The sequence below is a fragment of the Serratia sp. UGAL515B_01 genome, from assembly GCF_033095805.1.
Lineage (GTDB): Bacteria > Pseudomonadota > Gammaproteobacteria > Enterobacterales > Enterobacteriaceae > Chania.
Window position 1 is genome coordinate 3,041,392 of the sequence record NZ_CP109901.1, and the last position, 14,035, is coordinate 3,055,426.

Here is a 14,035-nt window from a genome sequence, read left to right on the forward strand (position 1 = left end):
GGGTAGTACGCTTAGCCAAAAAAGTACTTCTGGTTCATTACCGCGGTAGTAATCGGTTCACAGGTTGCATGCACCCCGTTAACTTTTACGGCGAATGTTTCTGGATTGACATCAATATGCGGAGTGGCCGAGTTGCGCACCAAATCATGCTTGGTAATTGAACGACAGTTTTTGATAGCAATAACCTGACGTTCCAGTCCCGCTTTCTCTTTGACGCCATCATCCATAGCGGCCTGAGAAACGAACGTGGCACAGGTGTCTTGCAGAGTTTTACCCATCGCACCAAACATCGGACGGTAAAAGACTGGCTGCGGGGTTGGTAACGACGCATTAGGATCACCCATCAGCGCCCAGTTGATCACTCCCCCTTTAATCACAAGCTTTGGTTTCGCGCCGAAGAAACGCGGTTCCCACAGTATCAGGTCAGCCATTTTGCCTACTTCAACTGAACCAATAACATGGCTTACGCCTTGCGTAATTGCTGGATTAATGGTCACTTTGGCGACATAGCGCAATACCCTGAAGTTATCGTTACTGTCACTGTCTTCCGGCAATTTACCGCGTGTCTCCTTCATAGCATGAGCCGCCTGTACGACACGCAACCAGTTCTCCCCAACACGCCCCATTGCCTGAGAGTCGCTTGAAAACATAGAGATAATCCCCATGTCATGAAGGACGTTTTCCGCAGCGATAGTTTCCGGACGTACGCGACTTTCCGCGAAGGAAACATCTGCCGCTACGTTCGGGTTCAGGTTGTGACAAACCATGATCATATCGAATAGTTCAGCTTGCGTATTGATGCCAAAAGGAAGCGTCGGGTTGGTAGAACTTGGCAACACATTTAACTGGCTGGCGACTTTGATGATGTCCGGCGAGTGTCCACCGCCTGCACCTTCGGTGTGGAAGGTATGGATTGTACGGCCCTCGAAAGCTTCAATCGTGTTTTCTACATAACCCGCTTCGTTAAGGCTGTCGGTATGCACAGATACCTGAATATCCATTTCGTCCGCGATGCGCAATGAATGACGTATCGCGTTTGGCGTAGCACCCCAGTCTTCGTGCACCTTAAACCCCGCGACACCGGCAATAATTTGCTCCACCAAAGGGGCTCGGCCTGAAGAACTGCCTTTACCCAACAGCCCTACGTTGACAGGCAGTCCTTCAAAGGCACGCAACATGTTGCGGATATTCCAGGTACCAGGTGTTACCGTGGTGCCGTTGGTACCATCTGTTGGACCAACGCCACCGCCAAAGAAGGTCGTAACACCGTTGGACAACGCTGCATAAGCCTGCTGGGGAGAGATAAAGTGAATATGAGTGTCGATACCAGCAGCGGTCAGGATTAAGTGCTCGCCGGAAATGGCATCGGTACTAACTCCGACAATCATATTTGGCATCACATTTTCCATTATTCCCGGGTTGCCACTTTTACCAATGCCCACAATCAAGCCGTCTTTAATGCCCACATCGGCCTTAATCACTCCTTGTTTGGCATCAACAATAGTGACGTTGGTAATAACCAAATCTAGAATGCCGTTTTCGCGCGTTAATGTGTTATCTGCGCCCATTCCATCACGTAGCGATTTACCACCGCCGTATACGGATTCCTCGCCGTAACCGCGCAGATCTTTTTCTATTTCAATATATAGGTTAGTCTCGCCAAGGCGAATTTTATCACCGACCGTTGGTCCAAACAGGCTGACATATTCTTTTCTTGAAATTGTTGGCATGCTTCCCCCAATTGCGTTTCATTCGGGATCTTAATGAGAGGATTTAAATCCACGTTTGATGGCATTTTCGAGAATGCCAACAGGCACATCATCTTGTTTGCCATAAGCATTCCCGACCCAGCCATCAACCAAATTATTAAATCCGTAGACCGTTTGTTTTCCGGTGAAAGGAATCAGCTCCACCGCAATCACATCGCCTGGTTCAAAGCGTATCGCGGTAGTTGCGGTGATATTAAGCCGCTTGCCAAACGATTTTTTGCGATCAAACTCCAGTTCTTTATTGGCTTCAAAAAAATGAAAATGAGACCCGACCTGAATTGGGCGATCGCCTGTATTTTTAACACTCACTTTGGTGATGGGACGATCTTCGTTAAAGGTAATAGGCGTATCAGCCAAGACATAACCACCGAATGGCACTGCTATCTCATTGATTTCAGACAAGGTTTCCGTCATGTTGGATTTCTTTTTCATAAACAATCCTTCGTAGTTCAAAAGCGTCCTTTACTCATTGAATCGGATCATGAACTGTAACCAGTCGGCTGCCATCAGTAAAAATGGCCTCAACCTGCACATTAGGGATTAAATCACCAATGCCATCCATCACATCTTGTTTGGTGAGAACTGTACGCGCTTCTGCCATAACATCTTCCAGGGTTTTTCCCTCGCGGGCCCCTTCCATTGCGGTGACGGTAATAATGGCGACAGCCTCTGGATAATTAAGTTTCAGTCCCTTATTTTTCCGCTTCAAGGCAACGTCAGCTAACGTGTAAACCATTAGCTTTTCGATTTCTCTGGGTGTGAGTTGCATAAGTTCTCCATTTCTAACTCTCTTTAACGTTGATTTCTGCCGGGCTACAAAGTCCAGTTATGCCCTTTAAAATATTAACCCCGAAGCTTATGTCATCTCAGGGTTATGGCAGTATCGCCGCCAGACTGTCCCTGCGAATAAAAGATATTTAGCGATATTAATTCCGCTCAGAATAAGTATCCTTGCTGAAAAGTGTATAATCCCGCTCTGCCCGATATTTTCCTGTTCAACGTTGACTGGCATAAAATGATTAATTAGCCACAAGATAGTGAGCGCAAAGATAAACGAACAGTCGTTGGTCAATATAACAGCGGTTAATTGTTTAACGATTTGCATTCCATTATCCTCCAGCAAGCTATCAGGATCTTTAGTATTGCAGGCGGTAGAGGCAAAAAGCCCGACAGAATTGAGCCGTTTATCTCATCGACGTCATGAACGCGAAACACATCCAATGCATCGTCAAGATGGCACCTTACAAGTAGCAACACGTAATAACAGACGATGCTGACGACAATATCAATTAAGCGCTACTGATTGAATGGATCCATAACCCACGGCAGGTGTTATGGTTTGCTAGGCCTGAAACTGCGCCTGTTAGAAAGCCAACCCGTTTAGGTTTACCTATAAGGGTAGTTTGCAGATAGCTGTTATTCAAAAAGGCATAATAGAACGGATCGCCGATAATACCGTTCATCGTTGGACCAAAACTAAGCGAGTAACCCACAACAAAGCAGAGGATTGCTGCCCATACCATAGAGAAAAAGCTTTGGGACGTTATTGTCACAATGCCTCTGCGGGATAACAGTTCTTCATAAAAAAATGCAAGACTGGGCGTTATTAGCATAATAAGACAGACACAGAGCAGCATAAAAATCGTATTTGGAACATCTAATAATTGAATGGCTAAAAGTCCATGATCCATATCGCTCTCCTTACCGTCTTTTAAAGCACTAATAACTCCTCAGAATGCACACTCTCCGGGAGTTATGACGAATAGAAATCACACAACGCCCAATTTCTTATATCCAAATAGGATAGACTTCCTAGACGTGAAGTGTGTTGTTTTTTTACTCCTTTTATATAAATATTCAAATAAAAAATTACAAAATAAAGCAAAAAATAAAGCATTCCCCTTCATGCCTCAAGGTTGGTGTTGAGATAAAGTAATTATAAATCAATAAATTACAACCATAACATATTAAAAAATTCACAGTGACATGCTTGTTAAACGGTGTTGTTTTCACATGTTCATATTTTCCTTAATACATTAGTATGAGTTAAAGCGATGGTGACGCCTTATCTAAGGTATTTTGCTCAAGATACCTTTGTTATGATAATGTTATTAATTTAATTTCAAATGTAAATTATTTAAAAACATTAACACTTGATTAATCTGTACGGGTATTAGCTGTGTCTATTATGAATCTTTGGCGCTGACTGAAATCTTATAACTCAATGAAGCTGGTTTGGATTCGACAAGTTTCGCAGATGTTAAATTATTATAGTTCCCCGTTGAAAACTACTGACCAAAAGTACGGTAATAGATGCAAGAAGCTAAAAGTATACTCCCACGGAGCATACCCTCTCTAATGGCAAAGTTGATTATCCTCATCAGAGGTTTTGTTAGGAAAAATAAAAACGTCTTGTAAGAAACATGAAAAAGTCAAAAAAGAATGTTACTTAAATATATTAAAAATTTAAGTGCCCAGCGGGCTCATATTGTTAACAAAATGCTGCGTTGTTAGCCGCTTATTGGGCCCACCCAACCTCGCGGCTCACGCCTTGCTCTGCGCGCAAATGGCCGCCAGCGGCGCTCGCGTACCGTTAAGGGACACAGCCTGGTCATCTTTAGCGTTAGTAACTGTGGCCTATATTCCAGAAAGTAACTACTCATGCCTTTTCGTCATTTCAGAGGCCATATTTCACCCCGTATAGTCACTCTATCTTTTGGTTATATGAAAAGGCCGTTGTGGACTATCTACCTTTATTTGCTGATCTGAAGCAACGCCCGGTGCTGGTTGTTGGTGGCGGTGAAGTGGCTGCACGCAAAGTTGACCTTCTTCAACGTGCCGGAGCTGAAATACGGATAGTTGCGCAGGCACTCTCCCCGGAACTTGAAAACCTTCACCAGGAAGCTCGGGTTCATTGGCTCTGTCGGGCTTTTGAGCCACAGCAACTGGACGACGTCTTTTTGGTTATTGCTGCCACCGATGACAATGTTCTGAATGCAGAGGTGTATGCTGAGGCAGACAAACGCCGCGTGTTGGCTAATGTGGTGGACGATCAGCCTCGCTGTTCCTTTATTTTTCCGTCAATTATCGATCGTTCACCGTTGGTAGTTGCTGTTTCCTCCAGCGGCCAGGCTCCGGTGCTCGCGCGGATGCTGCGCGAAAAGCTGGAGGCATTACTTCCGGTTAGCATTGGGAGGATGGCTGACTTAGCCGGTGGATTCCGCAGTAAGGTGAAGCAGCAACTCTCATCTGTCGGTGCGAGACGCCGTTTCTGGGAGAAAGTGTTCAGTGGTCGTTTTGCCTCGTTGGTAGCCAGTGATCAAATGGTAAAGGCACAGCAGCAATTGGAACAGGATTTAACCACCTTTGCGCAGGGAAAAGAGGCGAACCAAGGCGAAATCGCACTGGTTGGTGCAGGCCCTGGCGATGTCGGTTTGCTGACCTTACGGGGTTTGCAGGTGATGCAGCAGGCTGATGTGGTGCTGTATGACTCTCTGGTGAGTGAAGAAACATTGGATTTGGTTCGCCGTGATGCTGAACGTATCTGCGTGGGCAAACGCGCAGGTGCACACTCTGTGATTCAAGATGAAACCAATCGCCTGATGGTAGCGCTGGCGCAACAAGGCAAAAAGGTGGTTCGGCTTAAGGGTGGTGATCCTTTCATATTCGGCCGTGGTGGCGAGGAACTGCAAGTGGCCGCTGCTGCCGGAATTCCTTTCCAGGTAGTACCAGGAGTGACCGCAGCGGCAGGAGCTACAGCGTATGCCGGTATTCCACTAACGCACCGTGACCATGCACAGTGCGTGACTTTTATTACCGGCCACTGCCGCACGGATAGCGACGGTTTGGACTGGGTAAACCTCGCGCGGGCACGTCAGACATTGGTGATTTATATGGGCACCATGAAAGCGGCCGATATTAGCCGTAATCTCATTACCCATGGTCGTGATGCTAATACGCCGGTGGCTGTTATCAGCCGCGGTACGCGAATGGACCAATGGGTTCAGACAGGTAACTTGCAACAACTCGATCAATTAGCTCAGCAGGCTCCGTTACCGGCGTTATTGGTGATCGGTGAAGTGGTGGCTCTACATCATCAAATCGCCTGGTTTGGGCATCAACAGCAGATGGCGAGTGCAGTGCGCCCGGCCGTCGTGAATTTGGCTTAAGGATCTGTTATGGACGAAAAACGACTCACTCATTTGCAGCAATTGGAAGCGGAGAGCATCCATATTATCCGAGAAGTCGCCGCTGAATTTAGCAATCCGGTGATGCTCTATTCCATCGGCAAAGACTCTTCCGTGATGCTGCATCTGGCACGCAAGGCGTTCTACCCAGGCACATTGCCATTTCCGTTGTTGCATGTCGATACTGGCTGGAAATTCAGCGAAATGTATCAATTTCGCGATCGCACGGCCAAAGAGTATGGTTTTGAATTACTGATACATAAAAACCCAGAAGGTGTTGCAATGGGGATTAACCCCTTTGTTCATGGCAGCGCCAAGCACACCGATATCATGAAAACCGAAGGTCTAAAGCAAGCGCTGAGCAAATACGGTTTTGATGCCGCTTTTGGCGGGGCTCGCCGTGATGAAGAAAAATCCCGCGCTAAAGAACGTATCTACTCCTTCCGCGATCGCTTTCATCGTTGGGACCCTAAAAACCAGCGCCCTGAATTGTGGCATAACTATAACGGCCAGATTAACAAAGGCGAAAGCATACGTGTGTTTCCGCTCTCAAACTGGACAGAACTGGATATTTGGCAATACATCTTCCTGGAAAAGATCGACATTGTCCCGTTGTACCTGGCTAAACCGCGCCCTGTGGTTGAGCGTGACGGGATGCTGTTGATGGTGGACGATGATCGTATCGATTTGCAACCAGATGAAGTGATTAACCAACGCATGGTGCGGTTTCGTACCCTAGGCTGCTGGCCATTGACCGGGGCGGTAGATTCTGAGGCGCAGACGCTGCCGGAAATTATTGAAGAAATGCTGGTATCTACAACCAGTGAGCGTCAAGGGCGGATGATCGATCGTGACCAATCTGGTTCTATGGAGTTGAAAAAGCGCCAAGGGTATTTCTAAGGAGTTGCCAGATGAACAAGGTTATTGCACAACAAATCGCTGAACAGGGTGGAGTAGAGGCTTATCTGCACGCGCAACAGCATAAGAGCTTGCTGCGTTTTTTGACCTGCGGCAGCGTTGATGACGGTAAAAGTACGCTTATTGGCAGGTTGCTGCACGATACCCGCCAGATTTATGAAGACCAGCTATCGACACTCCATACCGACAGTAAACGCATAGGCACTCAAGGCGAGAAACTCGATCTGGCGTTGCTGGTCGATGGTTTGCAGGCAGAGCGAGAGCAGGGCATCACCATCGACGTTGCCTATCGCTATTTCTCGACTGAAAAACGTAAGTTTATTATTGCAGATACGCCGGGGCATGAGCAGTACACCCGTAACATGGCTACCGGTGCCTCCACCTGTGACTTGGCGATCTTGCTGATTGATGCACGTAAAGGTGTGCTGGATCAAACTCGTCGTCATAGCTTTATCGCCACTTTACTTGGCATTCGCCATCTGGTTGTAGCGGTGAATAAAATGGATCTGGTGGATTACAGTGAAACGGTATTTGAACGATTCAAACAGGATTACCTAACGTTTGCTGAGCAATTGCCAAACGACTTGGATATTAAATTTGTCCCACTTTCCGCATTGGATGGCGATAACGTGGCTGCACAGAGTACGAAAATGCCCTGGTACAGCGGCCCAACGTTGCTGGAAGTTCTGGAGAGTGTGGATGTGAAAACGCACAGGGAAAACCAGCCTCTGCGTTTCCCGGTTCAGTATGTCAACCGCCCGAATCTTGATTTTCGTGGCTATGCCGGTACGTTATCCTCTGGCGTTGTTCGTGTTGGGCAGCGGATTAAAGTGTTGCCGTCTGGAGTGGTGTCAACGGTGGCTCGTATTGTGACTTTTGATGGTGATCTGCAGCAAGCGGGGCCTAGTGAGGCAATCACGCTAGTGCTGAAAGATGAAGTAGATATTAGCCGTGGTGATTTGCTGGTAGAGGCTAGTGAAACTTTACAGTCAGCACAGAGTGCCTTGGTTGATGTTGTATGGATGGCTGAGCAGCCGCTATTACCGGGCCAAAGTTATGACATAAAAATCGCGGGTAAGAAAACGCGTGCTCGTGTTGAGAGTATTCGTCATCAGATGGAGATCAACTCATTAGCTGAGCATCGTGCTGATGTTTTGCCATTGAATGGTATCGGATTGGTGGAACTGACCTTCGACGAGCCGCTGCTACTGGATAGCTATCAACAGAATCATGAGACCGGTAGCTTGATCTTTATTGATCGCTTAAGCAACGTAACTGTCGGCGCAGGGCTGGTTCGAGAGGCTTTGTATAGCGATAAACCAGGAGTATCAGAGGATTTCAGTGCGTTTGAACTAGAGCTCAATGCGTTGGTACGCAAACATTTTCCCCATTGGGGAGTACGTGATTTGCTCAAAGGGGAATAATAGTGTGGCGAAGGTTACGTTACGCCCGGACGGGGTGGATGATGAAAACGTGGTATGGCATTCGCATGCAGTAACCCGTGTAGAGCGTGAAGCAGCTAATGGCCACAAGGGCGTGGTGCTGTGGTTTACCGGCCTTTCGGGTTCAGGCAAATCGACGATTGCCGGAGAACTGGAACAGACTTTGTATCAGCAGGGTGTGAGTACTTATTTGTTGGATGGGGACAATGTGCGCCATGGCTTATGTCATGATCTGGGATTTTCGGAGAGTGACCGGCGCGAGAACATCCGCAGGGTGGGGGAAGTTGCCAAACTGATGTTGGATGCAGGGTTGGTGGTATTGACAGCGTTTATCTCCCCCCATCGTGCTGAACGGCAAATGGTGAGAGACATGCTCGATGAAGGCCAGTTTATCGAAGTATTTGTCGATACACCGTTGGCAATTTGTGAAGCTAGGGACCCTAAGGGGCTTTACAAGAAAGCACGAGCCGGAGAACTGCGCAATTTTACTGGTATTGACTCGGTTTACGAGGCACCAGAACACCCCGATGTGTGCTTGGATGGTGAACAATTAGTAACAAATTTGACAGCACAATTGTTAGATGTTTTGCGTGGTCGGGCTATTATCGGATCCTGAGTTAAAAAGCGTGTGGTGTTTTTCAGCACGCACCTTTTATGCCAAGTGCGCTTTATCGCGTGGGTTGTAGCTTGTTACTCATGATGAATAACAAGCTACAACCTGATGTTTATTTGGTTATAAAAATTGAACAACAGGGACAGCTATGCAAAATATCACACCAACATGTTTCGATGTTCAACCTGAGGAAGATGACCCTTCCTACTCGTTTCTCGGTGGGGTTAGCGGCTTTGTGCTCTACTGGCTGGCACTCTTGATCCCCTTCATTCTTTATGGTTCTAATACGTTGTTTTTCCTGCTCTATACGTGGCCACTTTTCCTCGCTTTGATGCCAGTCTCCGTAATTTTAGGCGTTATCATCAGCGTTCTATTGCACGATCGTTTGATTCCTACTCTGTTTGTAACCAGTGCCAGCGTGATTTTCTTGTTTTGGCTAGTATTCAGATTTCTTAGCGGCTGGTAGAGAATAAAACACAAAATTTGAACTGTGGCTGATAGAACACAATGCTAAATGTCACTCAAAAATGTCTGAATACGCCGAACGCTTAGGTGGGGATTTCTGGCGTGTGCCATTCTTTCTGAACGGTCCATTGAACGATAAAAAACGCAGTCCATACAGCCAAGGCCATTGGATCGCATTCGACGTTGCTCAGCACTTATTTGGTTCACCAAATCGCATGGCTTCCGCTTTATTCTCAAATGAACGCCAGTGGCAATTACGTGCAATAAAGAGACATAGCCTCGTTTCCCTATAGTTTATTCACCATTGTGGGAAGGATTTAGCAAAATTAGGGTCGAAAGGCCCCTCCTTGATTTCAAGCATTAAAGCTTTATCTGAAACACATTCGACACTGTGGATCTCATCTGGAGAAAATTCGACAAGTCCACTACGATCTTCTGGGCCAGCAAAGAACTCATTTATAATCTCACCTGTTTTACCATAAATGCATACCTTAATGCGGCCCTCAGTGACGCTAAACATCTCCCACTGATGTGGAAGTTTATGACAGTGAGGCTCAACGTAGCTACCTTTGACTAAAGCAATCAGTATACGTTGAACTTTGTCATCATGAGAGTTGTGCAGTAGATGATGCGAGCGTTTTCGTTCTGAAAGAAAAGCTTGTTTATAGAGGTTATTAATAAAATCTTTATCAATTAATCGCATTTTTTAATGTCTTCAATTGGTTAAATTTGTTGTAGACTCACCATAATGCTTCAAATTGCTAGTCTGTGACTCAGCCTATCCGAACGAGTGACCTTTCTGGAAGGACTGACAAGGAGCTATTAGGCTGTGTCCCTTAACTGTACGCGAGCGCCGTGCGCGCAGAGCAGGGCGTGAGCCGAGAGGTTGGGTGGACCCAATAACGCAGCAATGCACGCCAATGACGTCAACCCGTAGGGTCTCGCCCAAAAAGCCCATTCTCTGTGTTGTCGGGCTTGAACAGAGGACCACTCTGCCCTTCCCCGTCCGCCTTGATAACGGGCTTTTGGGTCTGCGACGGCACCACGGACAGTTAAAGGACACAGCCTAGAAATAACATCACTGTAATTCCCTTCGGGCCACTATTTTTGTGGTATTCAATCTGTTGCTAACAAATTTTCCCAGAAAGATTTTTTCAAATCAGTCACATTGTTATCTACGCAATTAGGCATTATGAGGCTTTTCCGTGAGTTCCTTTAAACGGGCAGTTATAAGCTGTACGGCAGATTTAACTGAGAATTTATCAATCATCAGTTGCTTGGCATTATCGCCCATGGAGTGGCGTAATAACTCATCAAAATAAAGTTTCTCAGCAGATAAAACTAATTTTTCATCCTCACCGTTTATATGTATGAATCCCGCGCCATGGTTATTTACCAAGTCCTGTAAATCATTTCCTGAATTTACACTACCGAGAATAGGTAATGACTCCGCCATATAACCTAGTAACTTACCAGGGAAATTATGTGTGCTGTGCTGTGCAGATAACGAGAATAAGCCAACATCAATTTCTGCGAGGATAGACTTAAATTCCTCTTGCTTCACCGATGGTAAGTAGGAGTAGTTTTTCAATCCCCACTGAGTCGCTAATGAATTAATCAATTCAACTTCATCACCCTGGCCAACAAACAGAAAATGGGCATTCTCATGGTTTTGCATATTTCTAGCTAAACGCATTAGGTTGGCCATATCTTGTGCATGGCCAATGTTGCCACCGTAGAAAAAAATAATTTTATCTTGAAGGCTAAGGCGTTCTCGGATAGAAGTATAATCAACATGTTGGCTAAATACAGGGGAAATACTTGTCCAGTTGCGTAAAACTTCGCATGAATAATGCTGATTTTTGGTACTAAATAGTTCTAGATTTTTTTCTGACATCAAGCCAATATGATTAGCTTGGTTGTAGGTGATACGCTCGAAAAATCTAAAATACTTCTCAATTAGACTACCATCTTTCACTATTCCCGCATCAATAACCCATTGAGGAAAGAAATCTCTTAGTACCAGATAACTTGGACATTGACACCGATTTTTAATTCGTTTAACAAGGTTACCCCAAAAAATAGAAGGTGAATAATAAATCACCCCGTCAAACGAATCATGCTTGACATAAGAATGGATGGCCTTCCATGCCTTGAATGACAACAATGTTTCATTTACTACGCGTTGGAACTTGCTAACATTTTTTACTGGGCCACTTTTAAAGTACCACACTGTGACATCAGAAAATTTACCGATAACTAAATCTTTATCCTGTTCACTACAGGGCGTAATTACTGTTACGCAGTGACCTTGTGAATTTAACTCAAGTGCCAACTCGTGAAACATTTTTGCACCAACTCGAGTGCTCTTGGGCAAATAGTCATCAATTATCAAGGCAAGTTTCATTTAATACAGTTTCCAAACCACTCGCTTAACATAATCGGTATAGGAGTGAATGATCCTAACCATCTTATCTGATACGTTTGGCATACTATAATCGTAAACTTGACGCAATAAGCGATCATTACCGCGTGGCTGTGTTTCTAAAATAGACAAAGCTTGGAGCACTCGCTCAACTTCCAAACCAACCATCATTACCGATGCCTCTTCAAACCCCTCTGGTCTTTCATGAGCTTCTCTGATATTAAGGGCAGGAAAGTTCATGATCGAAGATTCTTCGGTAATAGTTCCACTATCCGAGAGCACTGCACGAGCATGCTTTTGTAGGTGGTTATAATCATGAAAACCAAGTGGTTTAAGTAATTGAATATTGGGATGGAAAGAAATCCCTTGCTCATCAATTCGATTACGAGTGCGTGGATGAGTTGATACTATGATGGGAAGATTATATTTTTTAGCAATAGTATTTAATATTTCTGCTAACTTCGCTAATTGCTTTGGCGAATCGACATTCTCTTCACGGTGAGCACTAACAACAAAATAATCATTAGCTCTAAGGTTTAATCGCATCAATACATCAGAGTTATCAATCTCTGGCATATAATGAGTCAATACCTCGAACATCGGACTACCTGTTTTAATCACGCGGTCAGGAGACAAACCTTCTGCCAATAAATAGTCGCGAGCAATATCGCTGTAGGTCAAATTAATATCTGCGGTATGATCAACAATACGACGATTTATCTCTTCAGGTACGCGCATATCAAAACAACGATTACCCGCTTCCATATGAAAGATAGGAATTTTTCTACGCTTAGCCGGTAATGCTGAAATACAAGAGTTGGTATCACCAAGCACTAATACTGCCTCAGGTTTTACTGACTCTAATACTTCATCAACATTCATGATTATCTGGCCGATCGTAGCCGCAGCACTTTTACCTGCTGCATTCAGAAAGTAATCAGGCTTACGAACACCAAGGTCATTAAAGAAGACTTCATTTAGTTCAAAATCGTAGTTCTGCCCAGTATGAACTAGTATATGTTCACAGTGCATATCTAATTTGGCAAGTACGCGAGATAGTCGAATGATCTCAGGACGAGTACCTACGATTGACATTACTTTTAATTTTTTCATTATAATGGTCTCGATATTGTGTCTGGTGCTTCACGATCAAAAATTTCGTTTGCCCAAAGCATAACGATCAACTCTTCATCACCAATATTTGTGACATCGTGCGTCCACCCAGGAACAGTTTCGACAATCTGATAAGTGTCTGATGAGACAGTCAGCTCATATTTTTCGTTTGTAATCATATGTTCAAATTTAAAACTCGCTTTGCCCTTTATCACAAGAAACTTTTCATTCTTAGTATGATGATAATGCCCCCCTCGAGTAATACCAGGGTGTGCAGTAAAGAATGAAAATTGGCCGGATGATTTTGTCTTTAGCATTTCACAAAAAACACCACGGGCATCAGCATATGAGGGGATCGTATAACTAAACTGCTCGGGTTTCAGATAACTCAACCAGGTTGAATAAAGAGCACGAGTAAAACCGGTGCCGACTTCTTCTGTAACTAGTGTCTGGCGGCTATCTCTGAACGTATAGAGAAGGTCTGCAACTTCGCCCACCGTTACTGAGTATTCAGGTAATACTTGTAAGTAACCTCCCGTTCTTTTTTTGTGAAGAATAGCCAACATCTCATTACAAAGATCATCAATATAAATCAAAGTAACGAGTGCAGATGGGTCATTAATATTGATATCAATACCACTAGCAATATTGTGACAAAATGTGGCAACGAATGAGTTATAATTAGGGCGACACCACTTACCAAAGACGTTAGGAAAGCGGTAAATGAAATAATCAGCCCCAGTCCGAATACCATAACCTTCGATATATTTCTCGGCTGATGCTTTACTTATGCCATAAGCGTTTTCTTTGGCAGCTTGGGTTGAAGAACTGAGCATAATGGGTGTACGCTTATTCATCCTCTCAAGGATCTCTACGATCTTGTGAGTTAAGTCAGCATTTCCTTCAGAGAATTCTTCAATATTTTCAGGACGATTTACACCTGCGAGGTGGAAAACAAAATCTGCCTCTTGTAAACCAGATGTTAGCTCAGCCTCTGAAGAGTTTCTATCGATCTGGATAAGGTTACTGAAACCAGCTTCCTCAAGCCGCATACATAAATTTTTCCCAACGAAGCCGTTAGCTCCTGTCACTAAAATTTTCAT

Annotated in this window: 14 protein-coding genes; 5 read left to right on the forward strand and 9 right to left on the reverse strand. The window is 44.8% G+C overall.

Annotation, left to right across the window (positions count from 1 at the left end):
- Positions 1–11: 11 nt before the first annotated feature.
- The 5 genes from OK023_RS13690 to OK023_RS13710 form a co-directional block, all read right to left on the reverse strand.
- The gene (locus OK023_RS13690) at positions 12–1,730 is read right to left on the reverse strand and encodes an urease subunit alpha (RefSeq protein ID WP_317693260.1); all 1,719 of its coding nucleotides are present in this window, start codon (positions 1,728–1,730) and stop codon (positions 12–14) included.
- A 30-nt stretch (positions 1,731–1,760) separates the two neighbouring features.
- Complete coding sequence (gene ureB, locus OK023_RS13695; protein WP_411569361.1) at positions 1,761–2,201, reverse strand: urease subunit beta; 441 nt, start codon at positions 2,199–2,201, stop codon at positions 1,761–1,763.
- 34 nt (positions 2,202–2,235) lie between these two features.
- Positions 2,236–2,538, reverse strand: a complete 303-nt coding sequence (locus tag OK023_RS13700) for an urease subunit gamma (protein WP_317693261.1) — start codon at positions 2,536–2,538, stop codon at positions 2,236–2,238.
- 87 nt (positions 2,539–2,625) lie between these two features.
- Positions 2,626–2,874 (reverse strand): hypothetical protein, encoded by a 249-nt coding sequence (locus tag OK023_RS13705; protein WP_317693262.1) that lies wholly within the window; start codon positions 2,872–2,874, stop codon positions 2,626–2,628.
- 184 nt (positions 2,875–3,058) lie between these two features.
- Entirely contained in the window at positions 3,059–3,460 is a 402-nt protein-coding gene (locus OK023_RS13710) for a hypothetical protein (protein WP_317693263.1), read from the reverse strand.
- Positions 3,461–4,507: 1,047 nt separating this feature from the next.
- Between OK023_RS13710 and cysG the strand changes: the two genes are divergently transcribed.
- The 5 genes from cysG (at position 4,508) to OK023_RS13735 (ending at position 9,395) form a co-directional block, all read left to right on the forward strand.
- Positions 4,508–5,938 carry a siroheme synthase CysG gene (gene cysG / locus OK023_RS13715; protein ID WP_317693264.1) on the forward strand — a complete coding sequence of 477 codons (1,431 nt, stop codon included), beginning with the start codon at positions 4,508–4,510 and terminating at the stop codon, positions 5,936–5,938.
- 9 nt (positions 5,939–5,947) lie between these two features.
- Positions 5,948–6,856, forward strand: coding sequence for a sulfate adenylyltransferase subunit CysD (gene cysD / locus OK023_RS13720; RefSeq protein ID WP_317693265.1), 909 nt, complete (start codon positions 5,948–5,950; stop codon positions 6,854–6,856).
- Positions 6,857–6,867: 11 nt separating this feature from the next.
- On the forward strand, positions 6,868–8,298 hold the full coding sequence (cysN, locus tag OK023_RS13725; RefSeq protein ID WP_317693266.1) for a sulfate adenylyltransferase subunit CysN: 1,431 nt from the start codon (positions 6,868–6,870) through the stop codon (positions 8,296–8,298).
- Positions 8,237–8,932: an adenylyl-sulfate kinase gene (gene cysC / locus OK023_RS13730; RefSeq protein WP_317693267.1), complete on the forward strand. Its 696-nt coding sequence runs from the start codon at positions 8,237–8,239 to the stop codon at positions 8,930–8,932. The genes cysN and cysC overlap by 62 nt, the downstream gene beginning before the upstream one ends.
- A gap of 145 nt (positions 8,933–9,077) precedes the next feature.
- On the forward strand, positions 9,078–9,395 hold the full coding sequence (locus tag OK023_RS13735) for a DUF3561 family protein (protein ID WP_317693268.1): 318 nt from the start codon (positions 9,078–9,080) through the stop codon (positions 9,393–9,395).
- A gap of 297 nt (positions 9,396–9,692) precedes the next feature.
- Here the strand turns inward: OK023_RS13735 and OK023_RS13740 are convergent, their stop codons facing one another.
- The 4 genes from OK023_RS13740 to wbjC all read right to left on the reverse strand — a co-directional run bounded on the left by OK023_RS13740 (position 9,693) and on the right by wbjC (position 14,035).
- Positions 9,693–10,097, reverse strand: coding sequence for a WbuC family cupin fold metalloprotein (locus tag OK023_RS13740; protein WP_317693269.1), 405 nt, complete (start codon positions 10,095–10,097; stop codon positions 9,693–9,695).
- A gap of 480 nt (positions 10,098–10,577) precedes the next feature.
- Positions 10,578–11,801, reverse strand: a complete 1,224-nt coding sequence (locus tag OK023_RS13745) for a glycosyltransferase family 4 protein (protein WP_317693270.1) — start codon at positions 11,799–11,801, stop codon at positions 10,578–10,580.
- Positions 11,802–12,932 carry a non-hydrolyzing UDP-N-acetylglucosamine 2-epimerase gene (wecB, locus tag OK023_RS13750; RefSeq protein ID WP_317693271.1) on the reverse strand — a complete coding sequence of 377 codons (1,131 nt, stop codon included), beginning with the start codon at positions 12,930–12,932 and terminating at the stop codon, positions 11,802–11,804.
- Positions 12,932–14,035: a UDP-2-acetamido-2,6-beta-L-arabino-hexul-4-ose reductase gene (gene wbjC, locus OK023_RS13755; protein ID WP_317693272.1), complete on the reverse strand. Its 1,104-nt coding sequence runs from the start codon at positions 14,033–14,035 to the stop codon at positions 12,932–12,934. The genes wecB and wbjC overlap by 1 nt, the downstream gene beginning before the upstream one ends.

Coding starts and splice junctions, on each gene's coding strand:
- OK023_RS13690 (WP_317693260.1), bottom strand. CDS start 1,730: ATGCCAACAATTTCAAGAAAAGAATATGTCAGCCTGTTTGGACCAACG.
- ureB (WP_411569361.1), bottom strand. CDS start 2,201: ATGAAAAAGAAATCCAACATGACGGAAACCTTGTCTGAAATCAATGAG.
- OK023_RS13700 (WP_317693261.1), bottom strand. CDS start 2,538: ATGCAACTCACACCCAGAGAAATCGAAAAGCTAATGGTTTACACGTTA.
- OK023_RS13705 (WP_317693262.1), bottom strand. CDS start 2,874: ATGCAAATCGTTAAACAATTAACCGCTGTTATATTGACCAACGACTGT.
- OK023_RS13710 (WP_317693263.1), bottom strand. CDS start 3,460: ATGGATCATGGACTTTTAGCCATTCAATTATTAGATGTTCCAAATACG.
- cysD (WP_317693265.1), top strand. CDS start 5,948: ATGGACGAAAAACGACTCACTCATTTGCAGCAATTGGAAGCGGAGAGC.
- cysN (WP_317693266.1), top strand. CDS start 6,868: ATGAACAAGGTTATTGCACAACAAATCGCTGAACAGGGTGGAGTAGAG.
- cysC (WP_317693267.1), top strand. CDS start 8,237: ATGCGTTGGTACGCAAACATTTTCCCCATTGGGGAGTACGTGATTTGC.
- OK023_RS13735 (WP_317693268.1), top strand. CDS start 9,078: ATGCAAAATATCACACCAACATGTTTCGATGTTCAACCTGAGGAAGAT.
- OK023_RS13740 (WP_317693269.1), bottom strand. CDS start 10,097: ATGCGATTAATTGATAAAGATTTTATTAATAACCTCTATAAACAAGCT.
- OK023_RS13745 (WP_317693270.1), bottom strand. CDS start 11,801: ATGAAACTTGCCTTGATAATTGATGACTATTTGCCCAAGAGCACTCGA.
- wecB (WP_317693271.1), bottom strand. CDS start 12,932: ATGAAAAAATTAAAAGTAATGTCAATCGTAGGTACTCGTCCTGAGATC.
- wbjC (WP_317693272.1), bottom strand. CDS start 14,035: ATGAAAATTTTAGTGACAGGAGCTAACGGCTTCGTTGGGAAAAATTTA.